Genomic DNA, 21,388 nt, shown 5'->3' on the forward strand with positions numbered 1-21,388 from the left:
TTGATCAGCACTCCGGCAGGTTGACGGCAAGGCCGCCGAGGCTGGTTTCCTTGAACTTGGCGCTCATTTCCTCACCGGTCTGGCGCATCGCCTCGATGCAATTGTCGAGTGGCATGAAATGCGTGCCGTCGCCGCGAAGCGCAAGCGACGCCGCCGCGACCGCCTTGGTTGCACCGATGCCATTGCGCTCGATGCAGGGCACCTGCACCAATCCGGCAACCGGATCGCAGGTCATGCCGAGATGATGTTCAAGCGCGATCTCGGCGGCATTCTCGACCTGCTCCGGCGTGCCGCCGAGCACTGCGCACAATCCGGCGGCAGCCATTGCCGCGGCTGATCCGACCTCGCCCTGGCAGCCGGCCTCGGCGCCCGAAATCGAAGCATTGTGCTTGATCAGCCCACCGATTGCCGCTGCCGTCAGCAGGAAATCCGAGACCTTGCCACGATCAGCGCCGGTGCAATGGTCGAGATAGTAGCGCAGCACCGCCGGCACAACGCCGGCAGCGCCATTGGTCGGTGCTGTCACCACCTTGCCGCCGGCGGCATTCTCCTCGTTGACCGCCATCGCGTAAACGCTCAGCCAGTCGGCGACGACATGTGGCTGAGAGCTGTTTTGGCCGCGCTCACTTACGAGCTGATCGCGGATTTTCTTGGCACGCCGCCGCACACGAAGCCCACCCGGCAACTCGCCTTCCAGCACCAGGCCACGCTCGATGCAGCCATCCATGACTGCCCATATCCGTTCGATGCCGCTTTCGACGTCGCTCGCTGGCCGCCCCGAACTCTCATTGGCGCGCTTCATGGCGGCAATCGAAAGACCGCTTTCGCGCGCCATGCGCAACATCGTCGCCGCGCTGTCGAACGGAAACGGCCAGGCCGCCGCCTCGCTGGCAATCGTTGCTGCGGGCGCCTCGCGTTCGGCTGCTGTGACGACAAAGCCACCGCCGATGGAATAGTAGGTTTCACCGACCAGCAGCTTTCCTTGCACATCGAAAGCCTGGAGCACCAACCCGTTGGCATGTCCCGGCAGGGCCGGGCCGTAGTCGAAGACGATATCGCCAACAGGATCGAAGCTCAGCGCAGGCAGGCCCTTGGGGCGCAGGACCTTGGTATGGTGCAGTTCAGCAAGCTGCCGCTCAGCCGCATCTGGGTCGAGGTCGGCGGGAAGATAGCCGAGCAATCCGAGCGCCACCGCTCGATCGGTGGCGTGGCCCTTGCCGGTAAAAGCAAGCGAACCGTGCAGAACCACCCGCAGCTTTGCCGCGCCCTGTGAGCCATCAGTCTGCCGCAGCAAGTCGAGAAACCGCACCGCAGCCGTCATCGGCCCCATGGTGTGCGACGATGACGGGCCGATGCCGATCTTGAACACGTCGAAAATGCTGAGGAACATGCGCGGCCTCATGAGATCGCAAGGGAATGCACCCGACGCGCGCCGGGTTGCTTCGTAGCGGTAGTTGAAAGGCCTACTGGTAGATCGGAAAGCGCTGGCAGAGGCCGCGCACTTCGGCGAGCACCGCTTGCTCGACGGCCGCATCGCCTTCCGCTCCCTTGACCGCCAGCGCGTCGATCACCTTCAGGATCAGCTCGCCGATGCGGCGGAACTCGGCCTCGCCGAAGCCGCGCGTGGTGCCCGCCGACGTGCCGAGGCGTACGCCCGACGTCACCGCCGGCTTCTCGGGATCAAAGGGGATCGAGTTCTTGTTGCAGGTCAGCCCGGCGCGCTCCAGCGCGTGCTCGGCGTCGCGACCCCTGACGCCCTTCGGCCTGAGGTCGACCAGCACCATGTGGCAATCAGTGCCGCCCGACACGATGTCGAGCCCGCCGGCCAACAGCGTCTCGCACAGCGCCTTGGCGTTGTTGACGACATTGGCCGCATAGTCGCGGAAATCGGGCTGCAAAGCCTCGCCGAAGGCGACCGCCTTGGCGGCAACGACATGCATCAGCGGCCCGCCCTGATTGCCGGGGAATACCGCCGAATTGAACTTCTTGGCCAGCGCTTCGTCGTTGGTCAGGATCATGCCGCCGCGCGGGCCGCGCAGGGTCTTGTGCGTGGTGGTGGTGACGACATGGGCGTGCGGCAGCGGATCGGGATAGAGGCCTGCGGCGACCAGGCCGGCATAGTGGGCCATGTCGACCATCAGGTAGGCGCCAACCTCATCGGCAATCGACCGGAACGCCGCGAAATCGATGGCACGCGGATAGGCTGAGGCGCCGGCAACGATCAGCTTCGGCTTGGTCGCCAGCGCTTTGGCGCGCAGTTCGTCATAGTCGATCTGCTGGTCGGACTGGCGCACCTCGTAGCTGACGATGTCGAACCATTTGCCCGACATGGTCACCGGCGAGCCATGCGTCAGGTGTCCGCCATGAGCGAGCGACATGCCCATCACGCGGTCGCCGGGAGTAAGCAGGGCCAGGAACACCGCCTGGTTGGCCTGGGCGCCCGAATGCGGCTGGACATTGGCGAACCCCGCGCCGAACAGCTGCTTGGCGCGTTCGATGGCGATGGTCTCGACCTCGTCGACGAACTCGCAGCCGCCATAGTAGCGCTTGCCCGGATAGCCCTCTGCATATTTGTTGGTCAGCACCGAGCCTTGGGCGGCAAGCACGTCAGTGGAGACGATGTTTTCCGAGGCGATCAGTTCGATCTGGTTCTTTTGCCTGTCGAGTTCGCGCTCGATGGCAGCGGCGATTGCTGCGTCGGCAAGCGACGCTTGTGGGCTGGTGTGCTGCATGCTTGCCTCCTTGGGGGTCAGATATCGAGTGCGATTTCGCGGCTGGCCGCCTGAAGAATGCCCCAGGTATGGTCGGCAAACGAACGCCAGACCTCGATGCGAAAGCGGTCTTCTGCTTCGCGGACAAGGATGATCTGCGCCTTGTCGAAGATGGTCCTGCAGCCCGTGCCGACCGGCATCGCCTCGATGTCGAACGCAATGGCCGAGCGCAATGCCAACACGGCAGCAACGCCCTCGACCTCGATGCCGATCTCGCGATGGCTGACATCGACAAGGCTATGCGGCACCGTCGCATAGAGCTTGGCAAACGCCGTTTCGATTGCCTCCTGTTCCGTCAGCGGAACGACCAGGTGCCACTCGTCCGGCCCGAGGCACACGGCCAGCCTGCCGTTGGAAACGGTGATGTCGCCGATCTTGCCCGGCAATGGCGAACCGAATGCCTTCGCAGCTCGCGCCGCTTGTGCCGGATCTATCCTCAGGGCGAAGCGGGCTCCGTCGGCGGCGACGCGGATGTTTAGCGGCGTCACCTTGCGAACGGCAATCTCGCGGCCGATCAGCGGATGATGTTCATGCAGCATGACCGTCCTCCTATGCGCTCAGGCGCTTGTTTTCGGGGTCGAAGAAGACCGTCCCGACCACCTTTGCCGTGTGGGTCTTGCCGGGCATCGGCACGTGAATGGTCTCGCCTTCGCGCGCCTTGCCACCTTCGACCACCGCCATGGCGATCGAGCGTCCGAGAGCAACACTCCAGTAGGACGAGGTGACGTGGCCGACCATCTTCATCGGCAAGGTCTGGCTCGGATCGAGCACGATCTGTGCCCCCTCCTCCAGCACCGTGTTTGGATCGGAAGTGAGCAGGCCGACGAGCTGCTTGCGATCGGTCTTGAGCATGTCCGTACGCGTCAGCGAACGCTTTCCGACGAAGTCTGGCTTGGCCTTGCCGATCGCCCAGCCGAGACCGGCGTCGTCAGGCGTCACGGTGCCGTCGGTGTCCTGTCCGACGATGATGTAGCCCTTCTCGGCGCGCAACACGTGCATCGTTTCGGTGCCATAAGGGGTGATGCCATATTGCTGGCCGGCCCGGTAAAGCTCTTCCCAGACCGCCCGGCCGTAGCGCGCCGGCACATTGATCTCGTAGCCGAGTTCTCCAGTGAAGCTGACCCGGAACAGCCGGGTCGGCACACCGCAAATCTTGCCCTCGGCAACCGACATGTGCGGGAGCGCCTCTTCGGAAAGGTCGATGCCCTCGACCAGCGGCTCGATCAGCTTGCGCGCGTTCGGGCCGTTGAGCGCGATCACCGCCCATTGCTCCGTCGTCGAGGTCAGCCATACCTTGAGATCAGGCCACTCGGTCTGGAGATAATCCTCCATCGTGCCCAGCACGCGCGCCGCACCACCGGTGGTGGTGGTCACATGGAAACGGTCGGTGGTCAGGCGGCCGATGACGCCGTCGTCACGGATGAAGCCATCCTCACCGAGCATCAGGCCATAGCGTAGGCGTCCAGGTGCCAACTTCGTCCAGGAGTTGGTGTACATGCGGTTCATGAATTCGGCGGCGTCCGGCCCGACGATCTCGATCTTGCCGAGTGTCGAGGCATCGAACATGCCGAGGGATTCGCGAACAGACTTGCATTCGCGCGCCACGGCGGCGTGCATGGTCTCGCCCTTTTTCGGGAAGTACCAGGCGCGGCGCCACAACGACACCGGTTCGAATTCCGCGCCGTTCTGCTCGGCCCAGCCATCGATCGGCGTCTTACGCGTCACTTCGAACAGTTCGCCCCGATTGTAGCCTGCGAAGGCGCCGAAGGTGGTCGGCGTGTAGGGCGGGCGGAAGGTGGTCAGCCCTACTGCCGGCGCTGGACGCTTGACCGCGTCGGAGGCAATGGCCAGACCGTTGATGTTGGAGGTCTTGCCCTGGTCGGTCGCCATGCCTGTGGTGGTGTAGCGCTTGATGTGCTCGATAGACTTGAAGCCTTCGCGCACCGCAAGCCGGATGTCCTTGGCGGTGACGTCGTTCTGGAAATCGACGAAGGCCTTGGCCTTCGAAGTGTTCTTGTCGGTCGGCAGTTCGCGGTTGTTGGCGCCCGTCAGCATCAGTTCGCCATCGACCTTGTAGGACGCGGCTGTCACGGTGAACCCGGCGTCTGAAGCGGCGGCCGAACCGGCTGCGGCACCCTCGGCAAGTGCTGCCGCAAGGCTGAACGCGCCATTGCCGGCGCCGGCGCAGCGGCTTTCCTCGGTGGCGGCGCCAGGAAGGAACATCTGCCCTTCCTCGTTCCAGTCGAGCTTGCCCTTGGTGTGCGAAAACAGATGCACGCTCGGCGTCCAACCGCCGCTCATCAAAAGCGCGTCGCAGGAAATCGTCCGCGCCGGTCCGACCACGCCGCTGCGGCTCACCGGATTGGCGCGCACGGAGGCGACGCGCAGCCGGCCGCCGGTGCCGGTGACGGTCCAGCCGGTCAGCACCTCGACCCCGAGGGCCGCGGCGCGTTCCATCAGATGGCCCGACACATTGGGCCTGATGTCGATCATGGCTGCCACCTTGACGCCTGCCTCTGCCAGGTCGAATGCGGCGAGCCAGGCTGAATCGTGCGAGGTGACGATGACGGGACGGTTGCCGACCTTGACGCCGTAGCGGTTGAGATAGCTGCGCGCCGAGCCCGCAAGCATGACGCCCGGGCGATCGTTGCCATCGAACACCAGCGGCTTTTCGATCGAGCCCTGTGCCAGAACGACCTGCTTGGCGCGCACCTTCCACAGCCGCTCGCGCGGCGCATCGGCCTGCGGGCTGGCGAGGTGGTCGGTCAGGCGCTGGCACAGGCCGACGAGGTTCTGGTGGTAGTAGCCGATTGCGGTGGTGCGTGTCAGCACGATGACGTTCTTCATCGCTGTCAGGCTAGCGCGCGCCTCGTCGAGCCATTGCCAGCCGGACTGGCCATTGATGCCGGCATCGGTTTCCGACAGCAGCGAGCCACCGATTTCAGACTGCTCGTCGACCAGTATCACCTTGGCGCCGCTCTTGCCGGCATCGAGCGCTGCGGCAAGGCCGGCCGGGCCTGAACCGACCACCAGCACATCGCAATGGGCGAAGCGGCTGGCATAAGTGTCGGGATCGGCTGCGGTCGGCGACTTGCCGAGACCGGCGGCGCCCCGGATGACGGGCTCGTAGACCTTGTTCCAGAACGACTTCGGCCACATGAACGTCTTGTAGTAGAAGCCGGCGGAAAACAGCATATAGAGCGCGTCGTTGACAGCACCGATGTCGCGCTTCAGCGACGGCCAGTGGTTCTGGCTGGTGGTGTTCAAACCGTCGAACACCTCAAGCACGGTTGCGCGGGTGTTGGGTTCGAAGCGGCCCGGCCCCCGGTCGGTGCCGACCAGTGCATTGGGCTCTTCCGAACCAGCCGACAGGAAGCCGCGCGGGCGATGATACTTGAACGAGCGGCCAATGAGATGGACGCCGTTGGCAAGCAGCGCCGAGGCGAGCGTGTCGCCCTCGAAACCGGCATAGCTTTCGCCATTGAAGGTGAAGCGCACCGGCTTGCGCTGGTCGACACGGCCTTTTGCAGGGATGCGGTAGCTGGTCATGACCGTGCTTCCTCGAGTTCGGTCTCTGTCGGGCGTGGCAGCCCGGCCTTGTAGGTCATTGCGAACTTGTCGCTGACGGTGTCGCGAACGGCATTGAAGAATCGCCCGCAGCCATGCTGGTGTCGCCAACGTTCGAAGTGGGTGCCGCGCGGATTGCTGCGAATGAAAAGGTGCGTCTTCCATTCGTCGTCAGTCAGCTTCGACGGATCAGTGGGGCGCGCGATGTGAGCCTCGCCGGCATAGGAGAATTCGAGCTCAGGACGTTCGGCCTCGCAATAGGGGCAGCGGATGAGCAGCATCTTGGATCTCCTCAGTGCGCGACGGCTGCGGCAGCGGCTTCATCGATCAGCCGGCCGGTGGTGAAGCGTTCGAGCGTGAACGGCGCATTGATCGGATGCGGCTCGTCGCGGGCGATGGTGTGAGCGAAGACATGGGCCGAGCCAGGGGTTGCCTTGAACCCGCCGGTACCCCAGCCACAATTGACGTACAGCCCGGGAACCGGTGTCTTGCCGATGATCGGCGAACGGTCGGGCGTGACGTCGACGACACCAGCCCATTTGCGCAGCATGCGCATGCGGGTGAAGATCGGGAACACCTCGCAGATCGCCGCCACCGTATGCTCGATGAGCGGCAGGCCGCCGCGCTGGCTGTAAGAGACGTACTGGTCGGTGCCGGAGCCGATGACCAACTCGCCCTTATCGGACTGGCTGATGTAGGCGTGGACCGAATTCGACATGACCACGCAAGGGAAGATCGGCTTGACCGGCTCGGAAACCAGCGCCTGCAGCGGGAAGCTTTCCAGCGGCAGCCGCACCCCGGCGGTATCCATGACGACCGAGGTCCCGCCGGCGGCGGAAACCGCAACCTTCTTGGCCTTGATGAAGCCGCGCGGGGTATCGACGCCAATGACCTTGCCGGAAGCGTCGCGGCGGATCGCGGTCACCGGGCAGTTCTGGATGATGTCAACGCCACGCGCCGCTGCACCGCGGGCATAACCCCAGGCTACCGCGTCATGGCGGGCAACGCCGCCACGACGCTGCAAGGCTGCCCCAACCACTGGATAGCGGGCATCCTTTGCGATGTTGAGCGGCGGGCAGTATTCCTTTGCCTGCTCGGGCGTCAGCCACTCATTGTCGATGCCATTGAGCCGGTTCGAATAGATGTGGCGCTTGAAGCTTTGGGTGTCATGCACCGAATGCGCCAGCATCATAACGCCGCGCTGCGAGAACATGACGTTGTAGTTGAGCTCCTGGCTCAACCCTTCCCAGAGCTTCATCGCGTGCTCATAAAGCATCGCGCTTTCGTCATAGAGATAGTTGGAGCGGATGATGGTGGTGTTGCGGCCGGTGTTGCCACCGCCAAGCCAGCCCTTCTCGATGATGGCGACATTGGTGATGCCGTGTTCCTTGGCAAGATAGTAGGCGGCGCCCAGGCCGTGACCGCCAGCGCCGACAATGACGACGTCATACTCGGCCTTTGGCTGGGCATCGGGCCATTGCGGTTCCCAGTTCTTGTTGCCGGTCAAGGCATTGGACAGAAGCGACGAAAACGAAAAGCGGGTCATAACGCACCCCCGGAGTTCAACATGGCGGGAGTATCGCTAACTGGCGCGAAGTTGGACAGAACAGTTGCGTCAGCGTAATGTTACTGGTGCGACAGCATGCACGCTGGAGACCCTATGGAACGCAACGTCAGGCCCAGCCAGCCACAGAGGAAGAATGCGGCGCCTCGTCTTTCGGTGGGCTTCATCCTCGCTCGCCGCTTCACGCTCTGCGCGTTTGCCAATTTCGTCGACGTGCTGCGCCTCGCCGCCGACGAGGGCGACCGCAGCCGGCAGATTCTGTGCGAGTGGACCGTGCTTTCCGATACTATGAGCCCTATGGCCTCGAGCTGCGGCGTGATGGTGCAGCCCAACGAGCGCCTGGGCGATCCCAGGAAATACGACTACATCGTCGTGGTCGGCGGGCTGATCGACGAAATTCCCAATCTCAGCCCGGACTATACGCGCTATCTGCAGAAGGCCGCGGCATCGAAGGTGCCGCTTGTCGGCGTCTGCACCGGCGCGTTCATCCTGCACCGTGCCGGACTGATGGACGGCTACCGCTGCTGCGTCAGCTGGTTCCACCATACCGATTTCCTGGAGCAGTTCGATGGACTGAAACCGGTGTCCGACCAGATCTTCATCGTCGACCGCGACCGGCTGACCTGCTCGGGCGGGGCGAGTTCGGCGCATCTGGCGGCCCATCTGGTGGAAAAGCATGTCGGCCGCGCCCAGGCGCGCAAAAGCCTGCACATCATGATCATCGACGACGCGCTGCGCGCCGAAAAGCCCCAACCGGGCATTCCGCTGGATCTGGCGACCGACGACGGACTGGTGAAGAAGGCGCTGCTGTTGATGCAGCAAAACATCGACGCTCCGCTGTCGGCGGCAGACGTCGCGCGTCGGCTCGGCGCCAACCGGCGCCAGCTCGAACGCCACTTCCAGCGCGCGGTCGGCATGCCCCCGACGCTGGCCTACAAGATCATGCGGCTCGAATATGCGGAGTTCCTGCTTCGCCACACCGAAAACTCGGTGACCGAAGTCGCAACTTCGACCGGCTTTTGCGATTCATCGCATTTCATCCGTGCGTTCCGCGAGCGGCGGGGCGTAACGCCTGCGGCCTTTCGCGGGGCGGCATGAAGTCAGACGCAGCAACGCAGGCGACGATGGCCGCCTGCGTTGCGTCTTGTATTTTTAGTCTGCCAGCGGCTTTCCGGCAGTCTCTTTGGCTGCCAGCATTGCGATGAGGGCAACAAGCGCGGCGGCGACCAGATACCAGGCCGGCGCAAGCTTGCTGCCGGTCGCCGAAATCAGCCAGGTCGCCACAAAAGGTGCGGTGCCGCCGAACAGGGCGTTGGCCGCGTTGAAGGAGAAGGCAAAGCCGCTGTAGCGTACCTTGGTCGGGAATATCTCCGACAAGAAGCACGGCAATGTGCCGTCATTGATCGTCAGCAGCGCGCCGAAAGCGACCTGGATCGCAACAATCGTCCAGAAAGTAGCGCCATCGAGCATCGAAAACAGCGGCACCGTCAGCGCCATGAACAGCACCGAGGCGGCGATCAGAGCGGTCTTGCGGCCGAAGCGATCGGACAGGCTCCCCATCAGAAAAATGAAGAAGATGTAGGCCACAAGCGAAATGCTGACAGCGATGAAGGACTCCGTCTGGCCCATGCCCATCTCGGTGATGAGGTAAGTCGGCATATAGCTGAGGATCAGGTAGAAGCCGACTGCGTTGAGACATGTCGCGCCGAAGGCAATGGCGATCTGGCGCCGATAGGTGGTGAACAGCTCACGCACCGGGGTCGCCTCGACGTGGTGCGACTTTTCAAGCTCGCGGAACTTGGGCGTGTCTTCGAGTTTCAGGCGGATGTACAGGCCGACCACGCCCAGTGGTGCGGCGAGCAGGAATGGCAGCCGCCAACCGTATGACTGCATTTGTTCCGGGCTCAGAATGTAAAACAAACCAGCCGACATCAGGGATCCGGCGAGAAGCCCAGCAGCCGTGCTCGCCGGCACCATGCTGGTGTAGAAGCCACGCTTCGATATAGGCGAATATTCGGCGATGAAGGAGGTCGCCCCGGCATATTCGCCTGAAGCCGAAAAACCCTGGACCATGCGCACCACAAGCAGCAGCACCGGAGCCAGTATGCCGACCTGTGCGTATGACGGCAGGACGGCGATCAGCGTTGTCGCGCCCGACATGATCAGGATCGACCACGATAGTGCGGTGCGCCGACCGATCTTGTCGCCGATCGCGCCCCAGACGATGCCGCCGATGGGGCGAACAACGAAGGAAATCGCAAAGACCGCGAATGTCGCAAGCAAAGCGGCAGACGGGGCGATTTCCGGGAAGAACGCAATGGCAATCACCGTTGCGAAATAGCCGTAGGATGCATAGTCGAACCACTCGACGAAGTTGCCGATAAAGCTCGCGGTCAGCACCTTGCGAAGCACCTCGGGCGAGGCCTCCTCGTCCTGTCGTATGCTTGTCACATGGAAATTATGGGCTGATATCGACATTGTTTCAATTTCCTCCCTATAAGCGCCAGCGTCACGCCGGCAGCCGCTATTGTTTCCGTTTCGCTGCTGCGGCCGGGTTGTCTCTCCCAAACTCTACTGCTGCGCCCGCGACCGGGCGCTTGCCCTACTCGCCAGGCAAGATGTGCGTGGCGTCGGGCCGCCATGACACCCAAACCTTGGCGCCTAGCTCAAGGTTGAGATGTTCGAGTTCGTCGTGGCTCTTCTGCGCCTTGATCTCGATCCGGTCGGCGCCTTCGAGATGGATGACTGCAGTCGCGCCGACAAACTCCTCGCCGACCACCTGCGCCTGCAACCCGTTGTAGCCGTCAGCCGGGGGCTGGTTGCTCAGTTGCACCCGATCGTCGGAAACCACGAAAGTTGCGTTGTCGCCCTTGGAAAGCGTTTTGGCTGCGTTGGGCGCGACATCGAACTCGCCCACCGGCGTCGCGATCTTCACCACCTTGCCGTTCACGTTCGAGACCTTGCCGGCAAAGATGTTCGATGATCCCAGGAATTCAGCGACGAACTTCGTCCGTGGCGCGCGGTAAATCTCCTGCGGATTGCCGATCTGCTCGATCCGGCCACGGCTCATGATGACGACGCGGTCGGCCATCGAGAAGGCCTCCGACTGGCTGTGCGTGACATAGACGAAGGTGATGCCGAGCTCGCGCTGCAGGTTCGAAAGCACCGTCTGCATGCGCACCTTGAGATGAGCGTCCAGTGCCGACAGCGGCTCGTCGAGCAGAAGGATTTCCGGTTCCGTCACCAGCGAGCGGGCAAGGGCAACGCGCTGGCGCTGGCCGCCGGACAGATGGGCGACATTGCGATCGGCGAATTCGGTGATCTGCATGCGCTCCAGCCATTTGTCGACACGCTTGCGCCGCTCGGCCTTTTCCACGCCACGCATGCGCAGGGAGAACTCGACATTCTCGCGCACCGTGAGGAACGGAAACAGCGCCAGGCTCTGCCACACCATCGGCGTGTCGCGACGCCAGGTCGGCAGATCGTTGATGCGCTTGCCGGCGAGGCGGATCTCGCCTTCCGTCGGCGCTTCCAGTCCTGCCAGCATACGCAGCGTCGTGGTCTTTCCGCAGCCGCTCGAGCCCATGATGGCGAGGAATTCGCCCTTGTGGATTTCGAGACCCATCCTTTCGACGGCATTGAAGCTGCCGAAGCGTTTGACGACGCCGTCGAAGACGACGAGAGCCTTGTCGGTCATGGCACCTTTACTCCGGTGGTTACCGCGTCAGTCGCAGGCGCGACGCTGCGTTTCATCAAAAGAACCTGGGCCAGCACCACCAGCGTCATCGAAGCGAGGAATACGAAGGTGCCGATGACGTTGATGCGCGGACTGACCTGCCCCTGCAGGAAGCCGAGCACCTTGACCGGCAGCGTCTCGTTCAGGCCCGAGACGAACCAGGCGACGGCGAACTCGTCGAAGGACACGGCCATGGTGATGAACAGGGCGGCAAAGATCGCCGGCTTGCAAAAAGGGATGATGACGTGGCGCATCGCCATCCATTCCGACGCGCCAAGATTCCAGGCCGCAGCCTCCAGCGAGGGATCCATCTGCGACAGCCGCAGCCGCACGATCGCCATGGCGAACGGCGCGCACATCACCACATGGGCGATGATGACCGAATGGATCGCACCCGACAGGTTGATGTTGGACAAAAAGGCAAGCATCGCCAGGCCGAGGATGACGACCGGGATCGTCGGCGGCAGCAAAGCGAGCGCGACATAGAAGGTCTTGCCGAAGAACTTGTAGCGAAAGTCGGTGTAGGCGGCGCCAAACCCGATCGCCGTGGCGAAAACCGATACGATCACACCCGCCACCAGCGTGTTGCGCAGGCCTTGCCAGACCAGCGGGTCAGCGGCGACCGTCTCGTACCAGATCGTCGAGAAGCCGCCGAGCGGAAGCGAGGGGAAGCGGTCGACATTGAACGAAAAGACGAAGCTCGCGGCGATCGGCGCGAAGATGAAAGCGAAAGCCAGCAGGATGTAGAGCTTCAGCGCCCAGTCGATCAGCGGGTTGCGGTTGAAATCGTTCATCGTCCGCGCTCCTTGTAGGCATAGCTCACCGCAGCGAAGGCGACCGCGAGCAGCGTCCCGATCATGGTCAGCGCGATCACCGCCGCACGCGGCCATTGCTGCCCAGACTTGGTGGTGTCGGTGATCAGGATGGAAAGGGTCGGCGGGTCGCCGCCGCCAAGGTAGAGCGGGCTGACGAAGTCGCCGAAGGTCAGGATGAAGCAGAACAGCGCCGCGATCACCAGGCCGACCTTGGCCGCGGGCACGATCACCTCGAATACCGTGCGCAGCCGGCCGCAGCGCAGATTGTGCGCCGCCTCGATCAGCGTCTTGTCGACGAAGATCAGGCTGAACAGCTGCAACAGCACGACCAGCGGAAAGCTCAATGTCAGAAAACCGACCATCATGCCGAAGGTCGAGTTGAGCATGCCGAACGGCCCGAGCCCCACCTTGGCCAGCAACGCGTTGATGATGCCGTTGTCGGACAGGAATATCTGCCAGGAATAGACACGTACCAGGTAGCTGGTGAAGAACGGGATTACCATCAGGAACACCGCCCAGCGCCGTGCTGTTTCGGTGAGCTTGAAGGCGATGGCGTAGGCGCAAGGGAAAGCCAGCGCGCTGGTGATGACGGCGGCGGCGGTGGCAAGCGCGAAGGTGCGCAGGTAGGCATCCCAAAAGACGCCGCGGCCGAGCATCCTGACCCAGTTGACGGTGTCGAAGTTCGGCTCCATGCGGAAATTCTTGACCGTCCAGAAACTCAGCGCGATCAAAAACAGCAGCGGCGCGAGGAAGAACATCGCCTGCCAGATCAGCATCGGCAGGGAGAAGGTCAATCCATAGAGAGTGATCGATTTCCGCATTGCGGCGCTTCCAACCTGAAGACACGACTGCACTGCCAACCGCCGTGCAGAATTGCCGGAATGAATGGGCGGGCGCACTGGCCCGCCGCACGAATATTAGCAGAAAGTCCGAACGCGAGGTCCGCCGACCTTACGAGCCCTTGTATTCGGACCAGAAGTCGTTCCAGTCCTCAAGGCTCTGCTGCACCGGCAACTGCCGATATTTGATGCGCCCGGCCCGGATCATGTCCATGACGTTGCTTTCGGTCAGCAACATGCCCTGGCGCTTGGCTTCTTCAGGGGTTTCCTTGGCAAGCAGTTCCCAACCCTTCTGGTTGGGAATGAGCGCCGGATAGGCGGCCATATTGGCCGACTTCACCTGACCCTTGGCCGAGGTGATGTACTGGATCCACTTCTTGGCGAGGTCGGACTTGGTCGAGCCCTTGCCGATCGAGAAGGACTCGGTCCATTGCAGGCCGCCCTCTTCGGGAATGATGCTGCGCACCTTGGCGCCGTTCTTTTCCAGCGTCCCGGTGATCCAGTCGCCAATGCCGGCCATCGCCAGCATCTGGCCGTTTTGCAGCGACGAGAAGGTGCCGCCATAATCGAAGAAGCCACCGATCTGCGGGCGCAATGTCGTCATCTTCTCCCGCAGCTTGCCCCAGGCAGCCGCGTCGATGTCGTAGGGCGACGCATTACCGTCGAGCAGACTGATCTGACCGAGATTGGGCAGGTGCCAATCGAAATGGCCGACCTTGCCTTTCAGCTTTTCGTTCCAGTAGACGTTGTAGCTGGAAGCCTCCTTTTCGGTGATCGCGTCGGTGTTGTAGGCCACGCCGAGGAAACCGAAACGGGTGAAGACCGAGTACAGCTTGCCGTCTTGCCAGTGGCCCGCGAAATTCTGAAACTCCGGGAAATAGTCGTCGAAGGTGTAGTCCTTGGGGTCGAGTTCCTCGATATAGCCGGCAGCGTTGAGCTGCTGGACGTATTCGGCATCGGACAAAATGACGTCGAAGGTTCCGGCAGGCGACTGGGCGATAAGGCCCAGCATGTTGTCACCGCCGGTGTAGTATTTCGGCTTGAACTTGACGTTGTTCTCTGCCTCGAACTCAGCGACGACATCCGGCTCGGCATGGCCATACCAGGCGAGCATGGTAAGCTCGACCGGCTCGGCGAAGGCAAGCCGGCTGAGATACGGCATCGCCAGGATTCCGCCGCCCAATACGCTTGCACCCTTCAGAATCTCGCGCCGGGTACGGGGTCCCGACAGTGCGTCCTTGATGGTCATCGCATTCCCCTTTTGGTTGTTGTTGCCGCAAGGTTAGGAAGCGCCAATGCATTTGGAAAATTAATTCTTATAATTTGGCCATTTGCACAGCTTATTGACGATCGAGTTCCGCATGGCGCCGCACGGGGTCGCCGGAGACGCCCGCCTCATCCAGCCGGGCGATGATGTGGTTGACCAGCCTGATGCCGGCGTCCGACAGGCGCGGATGCTTGTAAAACAGGCCGACCCGGATTTCGGCCAGCGGCGGAAACCCGTCGTCCTCACCGAGCACACGCATCCCCGGCAACAATGTGTAGCGCGTCAGTGCGCTTACGCCCAGACCGTTGATCACGGCATTCTGCAGGCCTGAGATGCCCGGCCCGGTATAAGCGACGCGCCAGCGCATCTGCGCCGCATCGAGCGCCTGGATCATCCGCGCGCGGTAGGCGCAACCCTCCGGATGAGCAGCGAGCGGAATGCCTGCCGCCGGATCGAACGTAACCTCGTTCCCCGCCGTCCAGATCGGCCGCTCGATCCATGACCGCGACAGGTATTGCGCGCGATCGGTGTTGACCATCGCAATAGCAAGATCGAGTTCGTCCGCCCGCAGGCGATCGAGGATATCGGCGCTCCAGCCGCAATAGATCTCGAGCGAGATTTCAGCATGCTGACGCGTGTATTCAGTAATCACCCCTTGCAGGAACGCCACGGCATAATCGTTGGGCAGGCCGACGCGCAGGACGCCTGATATCTTGGCGCGATTGAAATAGGACGCCGCCTCGTCGTTGAGACGCAGGATTTCGCGCGCGTAGCTCAGCAGCATCTCACCTTCACCGGTGAGCGTCAGCGAACGGCCCGTCTGCTTGATGAGCGGTGCGCCGACCAGTTCCTCGAGCCGGCGCATCTGCAGCGAGATCGCCGGCTGGGTGCGCCCCAGCATGTCGCCGGCCTTGGTGTAGGCGCCGAGATCGATGACCGAGACGAAGGTGCGGAGCAGGTCGGTCTGAAAGTTTACGATGTTGCGCATGGATTTCGTTTCCTCATGCGAGGATGAAGATTATAAATTTCTCATATCACAAGGTTGGGCTCAAATCTTTGCCCCATGAGCCAAAATGGGAGATGACCATGCCTCAACAATCAGTCTTTGCCGCCGAGCTTTCCTGGCCGGACTATGATGCCCGTGTTCGCGATGGGTCTGTTCCGATCCTGTTGCCGATCGGCTCGATGGAGCAGCACGGCCATCACATGCCGATGAATGTCGACGTGCTCTTGCCGGTCGAGTTCGCCCGGCGCGTCGCCGGCCGCATCGACGCGCTGGTCGCGCCGCCTTTCACCTACGGCTACAAGTCGCATCAGAAGTCCGGCGGCGGCAATCACCTGCCGGGCACCACCAGCCTTGACGGCGCAACCCTGGTGGCGGCGCTTCGCGATGTCATCAGGGAATTCGCGCGCCATGGCGTTCGCCGCATCTGCCTGGTCAACGGTCATTTCGAGAACTCGTGGTTCATCATCGAGGGCATCGACCTTGCGCTGCGTGAACTCAAATGGGCTGGTATCGAGGACATGAAGATCGTCGTCCTGTCTTATTGGGACTTCGTCGACAAGGCGACGATCGGCCGGCTCTATCCCGATGGTTTCGCCGGTTGGGACCTGGAACATGGCGGGGTCTTCGAAACCTCCCTGATGCTGGCGCTCTACCCCCATCAGGTCAGCCTTGAGCGTGCGGTTGACCATGCCCCGGCGACCTTCCCGCCCTACGACGTTTATCCGCCGAAACCGGAATGGACGCCCGCCAGCGGCACGCTGTCATCGCCCAAGGATGCGACGGCGGAAAAAGGCGAACTCCTCCTGCAGGTCTGCGCCGACGGCATCGTTCAGGCGCTGGAGAAGGAATTCCCGCGCTGAACTTTCCACCTCCCGGCACAAGAAAGCCGCGGCATCGACCGCGGCTTTTTCGTCGCCAGGCACGAGATCAAAAAGGGCGGCGCGGCGGGGTCAACCGATGGCGCTCGCAAGGCGCGTCGGATATCGGCGCCTTGTCGCCGGCATCGGCAGTCGTGCCCGCGCCCAGACGCTTCACCCAGCGGGCGATATCCCTGGCCAGCAGCGCTGCCGGATGCAAGGCGGTCGCGGCAGACCGGCAATGCCGGTCCACCGCTTCCCGGGGGCAATCGTGGGGGATGTAGAACACCGTCCTCAGTTCCGGATGATGTTGTGCTCGGGACCGAAGGGGAAGCCGGTGATATTTTCGGCGCCGTCTTCGTTGACGATCAGGATGTCGTGCTCGCGGTAGCCGCCGGCACCCGGCATGCCCTCGGGAAGCATGACCATCGGCTCCATCGACACGACCATGCCAGGCTCCAGAACCGTCTCGATGTCCTCGCGCAGTTCCACGCCGGCCTCGCGGCCATAATAATGGCAGAGCACGCCGAACGAGTGGCCGTAGCCGAACGAACGGTACTTGAGCAGGTCCCATTCGCGGTACATTTCGTTGAGCTCGATGGCGATGTCCTTGCAGCGCGCGCCCGGCTTGATCAGTTCGAGGCCGCGACGGTGAACCGCGACGTTCTTCTCCCAGATGTCGAGACTTGCATTGTCGACATGGTCGCAGAACAACGTCCGCTCAAGCGCGGTGTAATAGCCGAAGATCATCGGGAAGGTGTTGAGCGACAGGATATCGCCGGACTGAACCTTGCGGTTGGTCACCGGGTTGTGGGCGCCGTCGGTGTTGATGCCCGACTGGAACCAGGTCCAGGTGTCCATAAGTTCGACAAACGGGAACGAGTTGGCGATTTCGCGAACCATCGCATTGGTGGTGGCGATCGCCACCTCATGCTCGGGAACCCCCGCCTTGATTGCCGCTGCACAGGCCGCGCCGCCGACGTCGCAGACGCGAGCGCCCTCGCGGATCAGCTTCTGCTCTTCCAGCGACTTGATCGAGCGCATCCACATCGACGGCTGCGCGATGTCGACGAACTCGACGCCCGGCAGCGCCTCTTCGAGCTGGCGGCGGAAGTCGAGCGAAACGTGATCGAATTCGATGCCGACGCGCTTGGCGCCCGGGGTCAGCTGACGGACGGCGCTGTAGAAATTGTCACGGCGCCAGTCGGTGTAGGTGATGTTGTCGCCGAAGCTGCGGCGCCATGGCTGGCCGCCATCGATGCCGGCCGAAATGGTCGTGGCGTTGTAGTGGTCAATGACCATGCCGTACTTACGGCCGAAGTAGCAGTAAAGCCATCCGGAATAATAGTTGATGCAGTGGTAGGAGGTGAAGAGCGCTGCATCGACGTTGTTCTTCGCCATCCAGCCGCGTACGTCGTTCTGGCGGCGGGCCATTTCGGCATCGGAGAACGGCGAAAAGTCCTTCTCGCCATTGTGCCACTTCATCACGTGCAACATGTCGTCGGTCATCGGGCTGCTCCTCCTTGAGAACGAGATCTGATGCAGCACAGACTACCTCCGGCGACGACATTACGAAAATTTATTCACCTAATGTTCGAATAACGGATCTTTATGCGGCGCGGGCAAACCGCGCGCTTCGTCGATGAGCCCGGTAGTCCGGGAAGCTACGCAATCGCCGCGCACCCGCATGGCGACCTGGCTGAAGCGGTCCCGGCTCATGCCGGGAGCGTCACGGTTTTGCTTTTTCAGTCCGGGCTGAAGCCGGGGGAGGTCGGTGCGCCGTCATATAGCGGGTCAGGCCCTTGTATTCGTCGAGCTCCACCGGCAGGTCGCGCAGCACGCGATGGAAGCGGCGGGCCCATTTCGGCACCGTCACCAACTCGTCCATCTTGAGCAGGTAGCAGCGGATCGGGAAGACCAGCGCATTGGAGCGCGGCAGCCGCCAGAAGCTCTGCAACTCGACGCGCAGATGCACCTTCTCGCCGACATTCTCGGGCGTCACCGTCAGCCGGTCGCCGCCCCATTTGTGGAAGTTTTCCGGACTGGTATCGAGCCGCGGATTGATCGTCATGGTCCAGTTCAGGCGCCGTGCCGGCTTGCCCTGCTGGATGTTGGTCAGGAACTTCAGGGCGCGGGTGAAGACGCCCGTGGGCCAGCGGCACCGGAGCATGCCATTCGAAGAAGTTCATGCCGGAAGTCGCCCTGGCTCTGGCGGGTGATGTACTCCATCGGCCCGTAGGGCAGGGTGGAGACGTCGCCAAAGGTGAAGGTGTCGTCGATGCCGAGCGGCCGGTTGATCCAGTGCCAGCGGTCGCCCTCGCGGGTGAGGCTGAAATGCTCGGGATAGCTCGCGGCCTTCTCGGTCATCAGGAGTTCGAGCAGGTCCCAGCCGGCCAGCGTCATGTGCGGCAGCGACTGGCAGCGCAGCGGATCCTCCGCCAGCACCATGGCGCGGTCCTGCATTTGTGCTCGTCGACGTCGACAAGATGCTCGAAAACGCTGTTCTTCGGCCCCGGCAAATGCGGCGGAAACCGCCTGATGTTCTCAGGACTGTTCCTGAAGGTAAAATCGTCGCGGAACGTTTCTTTCCTGAAGTTAATTCCCACTCATTAATTTCTAGCCCAGCTAAATCACTGATTTAGCTGGGTTTTTTCTTGTGTTCAGCACCAAATTCCGACACATGAGCCGTCAAAATCTTACGATGTTGATTTTAAAGGGAAAATCGTACGAAAACTTTTTTGTGGGGTTTCGGTATCTATCGAGGTCAATCGCCCCTCGGGACCCATTTTCGGCCGCTTGGATGAGTCTCACAGCGAACCGCGAAAGTACCGTCACGAACATCTAGCATAGTACACTCTGCGACGGGAGACGCCGCAGAGGCATCATCCGCCGGAAGTTGCGCGTTTCGCGTTTAAGAACTTTTGCCGCGAGGCCAGGCTAATCGTCGATCACCTTATTGAACGCCGCACGCCCACCCGCCGCTTTTTTGCCTGATTGACGCTACGGAATGCCATTAACGCCTGCCCGCAAATAAGCAGGCGACAAAGGGAGAAAATAATGAGAGCTCAGGCCTTCGACCGCTCCATTTTCGTTCGTGATGCAAGCAACTCGATTCGTGAGATTGAGTGCATTGGTGATGCTCTAGCCTTTCTGGCCTCGTGGCCGGAAAGCAGGCGCGGGCCGATCCATCAGTCCGCCTATCGGGCATGTCAGGCCGTGCGCGAGAACCGACTTCACCTAGACGGTGCTCGGAATGCCCTGCATTGTTTTGCACGTTCGGCAGGCATCTTGGAACAGGCGCCCGTGTCAATCGAGCCATGGATGGTTATGCCTCGAAACGGACACGGCGGCATTCTTGCCTGAGAATTCCTGAGGCCAATCGTCAACGACGCTTGGAAGGGCCTGCCGGCAATCCCTTTCTGCGGCGTTACCGCGTAGCCGTCTCGATCCTTGAACACCTGGGTGGCGGGCGGTCAGCTTTCAATTAGGACTAGCAGCGGCGCTGGCGCGCGCGCGCCAATCGCGTGTCAGCTCTCACTCGATAGCACCGATCGGTAGGCTCACGGCCCATACCCGGCAATGCGGACTGTTGACCGCAACAATCGCTTCAGTAAGCGCTCAAACGAACTACTCATACCCCTAGCTACCTTTGCACAAGACGGCAACAAGTACGCTTTTCGGATTTGCGTAAATATTGGAAACTTTGACCTAAACGAAACCAAGCAAGGGCGCCCGGACTTCTCTTCACGGTCATTTTCGCTCAAGTACAACATCCACAACGGATCCATCAGATTACCTACCGGAATTGGTTAAACACACGGGTTTGCTATCCACTTGGATACATGCGAGCTAATCAACGCTCATCGCGCGTTGACGAATTAAGTTACCCGCGCTTGTGTCTCAATGTCGAGCAGAGTCTCTTGCCGTTTGGCGAGGGAGACCAACCATACGCGCAGTTCTTGCCCAAGCGGTTTTTGCAAAGCCGATCGGTCCCAGGCGAGAAAGTACGAATCCGGCAACCGCATCGGCAGGTTGAACGGCACGACCAGGCGACCTGAGGCGATGTCTTCCCCCGCCATGGACAGCTGTGCCAATACATAGCCTCTGCCATTGACCGCGGCATCGATAGCAGCGCTCGACTGCGAAAATGCCACCTCACCGGCTGTCCGGCTGTACTTCACGCCGATGCTTGCTGCCCATTCCGCCCAGGTCGGCGGCGAGCGATGGTCGCGTTCCCATTCGATACCGAGCAGCGGCAATGCCAAAATGTCGGCAGGCTTACGCAGCGGATGCCGATCAAACAGCGTTGGTGAACAGGCCGGCACCACCCAGTCGGTGAACAGTTCGGCATAGTGGTCGTAGTCGCGAGCCTTGGTGCCATAGGAGAGGCGGAAATCAACCTGGTCCTCGCCGAAACGAGGTTCTGGTTCAGCACCGATCAGCCGCACAGTTGCGCCCGCATGATGCGCCTGCCAGTCGAAGAGTTGCGGCGCCAGCCATTTGCTGGCTAGCGAAGGCAGGCATGAAATCGTGAGTGTACTTTCCAAACGGGCGCGCTCCAGCATCTCCTGGGCCTCGCGGATCCTGTCGAATCCGGCCGAAACTGCGCCGTGGTACATCCTCCCCCATGACGTCAGCGCAACCGTCCTGCCCCGCCGCTCCAGCAGCTGAGCGCCCAACGCCTCCTCCGCCTTGCGGATCTGCTGGCTGACTGCCCCTGCCGAAACGCCGAGTTCCTCGGCAGCACCGGTCACACTGCCGATGCGGCCGAAAGCCTCGAAGGCCTGTATTGCGCGCAATGGCGGCGACTTCGTCATTGGGTCAGATCCTCATCTTTGTTTTAGTTTTTCTAAAATAGAACACAGCTGCAAGCCCTTTTTGTGCAAGTGCCGCACAGCTAGCCTCTTTCCCACGAAGACGGGTCTCAACGGAGGAAGCGGCCAGGTATTGTCACGGTAACGGCTTG

Annotated in this window: 17 protein-coding genes and 1 pseudogene; 3 read left to right on the forward strand and 15 right to left on the reverse strand. The window is 61.9% G+C overall.

Translation table 11 applies throughout. The annotated features are described in order from the left end of the window. Positions 1 to 4 precede the first annotated feature (4 nt). The 6 genes from J2X50_RS17275 to J2X50_RS17300 form a co-directional block, all read right to left on the reverse strand. Positions 5 to 1,390: an L-serine ammonia-lyase gene (locus J2X50_RS17275; RefSeq protein ID WP_026227905.1), complete on the reverse strand. Its 1,386-nt coding sequence runs from the start codon at positions 1,388 to 1,390 to the stop codon at positions 5 to 7. A 73-nt stretch (positions 1,391 to 1,463) separates the two neighbouring features. Further along, positions 1,464 to 2,732 (reverse strand): serine hydroxymethyltransferase, encoded by a 1,269-nt coding sequence (glyA, locus tag J2X50_RS17280; protein ID WP_018431422.1) that lies wholly within the window; start codon positions 2,730 to 2,732, stop codon positions 1,464 to 1,466. Positions 2,733 to 2,749: 17 nt separating this feature from the next. Continuing rightward, on the reverse strand, positions 2,750 to 3,310 hold the full coding sequence (locus tag J2X50_RS17285) for a sarcosine oxidase subunit gamma (RefSeq protein ID WP_018431421.1): 561 nt from the start codon (positions 3,308 to 3,310) through the stop codon (positions 2,750 to 2,752). A gap of 10 nt (positions 3,311 to 3,320) precedes the next feature. Continuing rightward, positions 3,321 to 6,320: a sarcosine oxidase subunit alpha gene (locus tag J2X50_RS17290; protein ID WP_429096768.1), complete on the reverse strand. Its 3,000-nt coding sequence runs from the start codon at positions 6,318 to 6,320 to the stop codon at positions 3,321 to 3,323. After that, positions 6,317 to 6,619, reverse strand: a complete 303-nt coding sequence (locus J2X50_RS17295) for a sarcosine oxidase subunit delta (protein ID WP_429096771.1) — start codon at positions 6,617 to 6,619, stop codon at positions 6,317 to 6,319. Before J2X50_RS17295 ends, J2X50_RS17290 begins: the two co-directional genes overlap by 4 nt. An 11-nt stretch (positions 6,620 to 6,630) precedes the next feature. Next, complete coding sequence (locus tag J2X50_RS17300) at positions 6,631 to 7,884, reverse strand: sarcosine oxidase subunit beta family protein (RefSeq protein WP_018431418.1); 1,254 nt, start codon at positions 7,882 to 7,884, stop codon at positions 6,631 to 6,633. A gap of 114 nt (positions 7,885 to 7,998) precedes the next feature. On the opposite strand from J2X50_RS17300, the gene J2X50_RS17305 reads away from it, so the two are divergent. Further along, positions 7,999 to 9,000 carry a GlxA family transcriptional regulator gene (locus tag J2X50_RS17305; RefSeq protein WP_018431417.1) on the forward strand — a complete coding sequence of 334 codons (1,002 nt, stop codon included), beginning with the start codon at positions 7,999 to 8,001 and terminating at the stop codon, positions 8,998 to 9,000. A 54-nt stretch (positions 9,001 to 9,054) separates the two neighbouring features. Here J2X50_RS17305 and J2X50_RS17310 read toward each other — a convergent pair whose 3' ends face one another. The 6 genes from J2X50_RS17310 to J2X50_RS17335 all read right to left on the reverse strand — a co-directional run bounded on the left by J2X50_RS17310 (position 9,055) and on the right by J2X50_RS17335 (position 15,547). Beyond that, positions 9,055 to 10,380 carry an MFS transporter gene (locus tag J2X50_RS17310; protein ID WP_018431416.1) on the reverse strand — a complete coding sequence of 442 codons (1,326 nt, stop codon included), beginning with the start codon at positions 10,378 to 10,380 and terminating at the stop codon, positions 9,055 to 9,057. Between the two features lie 124 nt (positions 10,381 to 10,504). Then, positions 10,505 to 11,599 (reverse strand): ABC transporter ATP-binding protein, encoded by a 1,095-nt coding sequence (locus J2X50_RS17315; protein WP_018431415.1) that lies wholly within the window; start codon positions 11,597 to 11,599, stop codon positions 10,505 to 10,507. Then, a complete protein-coding gene (locus J2X50_RS17320; RefSeq protein WP_018431414.1) occupies positions 11,596 to 12,432 on the reverse strand; it encodes an ABC transporter permease in 837 nt (278 codons plus the stop codon). The genes J2X50_RS17315 and J2X50_RS17320 overlap by 4 nt, the downstream gene beginning before the upstream one ends. Beyond that, positions 12,429 to 13,274 carry an ABC transporter permease gene (locus J2X50_RS17325; RefSeq protein ID WP_026227904.1) on the reverse strand — a complete coding sequence of 282 codons (846 nt, stop codon included), beginning with the start codon at positions 13,272 to 13,274 and terminating at the stop codon, positions 12,429 to 12,431. The genes J2X50_RS17320 and J2X50_RS17325 overlap by 4 nt, the downstream gene beginning before the upstream one ends. A 130-nt stretch (positions 13,275 to 13,404) precedes the next feature. Continuing rightward, positions 13,405 to 14,541, reverse strand: a complete 1,137-nt coding sequence (locus J2X50_RS17330) for a polyamine ABC transporter substrate-binding protein (protein ID WP_018431412.1) — start codon at positions 14,539 to 14,541, stop codon at positions 13,405 to 13,407. 91 nt (positions 14,542 to 14,632) lie between these two features. Then, positions 14,633 to 15,547 carry a LysR substrate-binding domain-containing protein gene (locus J2X50_RS17335; protein WP_018431411.1) on the reverse strand — a complete coding sequence of 305 codons (915 nt, stop codon included), beginning with the start codon at positions 15,545 to 15,547 and terminating at the stop codon, positions 14,633 to 14,635. A gap of 98 nt (positions 15,548 to 15,645) precedes the next feature. Between J2X50_RS17335 and J2X50_RS17340 the strand changes: the two genes are divergently transcribed. Beyond that, the gene (locus J2X50_RS17340; RefSeq protein ID WP_026227903.1) at positions 15,646 to 16,425 is read left to right on the forward strand and encodes a creatininase; all 780 of its coding nucleotides are present in this window, start codon (positions 15,646 to 15,648) and stop codon (positions 16,423 to 16,425) included. Between the two features lie 291 nt (positions 16,426 to 16,716). Here J2X50_RS17340 and J2X50_RS17345 read toward each other — a convergent pair whose 3' ends face one another. Together J2X50_RS17345 and J2X50_RS17350 are read right to left on the reverse strand one after the other, a co-directional pair. Then, entirely contained in the window at positions 16,717 to 17,931 is a 1,215-nt protein-coding gene (locus J2X50_RS17345; RefSeq protein ID WP_018431408.1) for a M24 family metallopeptidase, read from the reverse strand. Positions 17,932 to 18,167: 236 nt separating this feature from the next. Further along, a pseudogene (locus J2X50_RS17350) lies at positions 18,168 to 19,028 on the reverse strand (heme-dependent oxidative N-demethylase family protein). A 451-nt stretch (positions 19,029 to 19,479) separates the two neighbouring features. On the opposite strand from J2X50_RS17350, the gene J2X50_RS17355 reads away from it, so the two are divergent. Beyond that, complete coding sequence (locus tag J2X50_RS17355; RefSeq protein WP_429096779.1) at positions 19,480 to 19,785, forward strand: DUF982 domain-containing protein; 306 nt, start codon at positions 19,480 to 19,482, stop codon at positions 19,783 to 19,785. Between the two features lie 515 nt (positions 19,786 to 20,300). Here the strand turns inward: J2X50_RS17355 and J2X50_RS17360 are convergent. Beyond that, on the reverse strand, positions 20,301 to 21,239 hold the full coding sequence (locus J2X50_RS17360) for a LysR substrate-binding domain-containing protein (protein ID WP_429096781.1): 939 nt from the start codon (positions 21,237 to 21,239) through the stop codon (positions 20,301 to 20,303). Positions 21,240 to 21,388 lie beyond the last annotated feature (149 nt).

It is taken from the genome of Aminobacter sp. BE322, assembly GCF_050433525.1.
GTDB lineage: Bacteria > Pseudomonadota > Alphaproteobacteria > Rhizobiales > Rhizobiaceae > Aminobacter.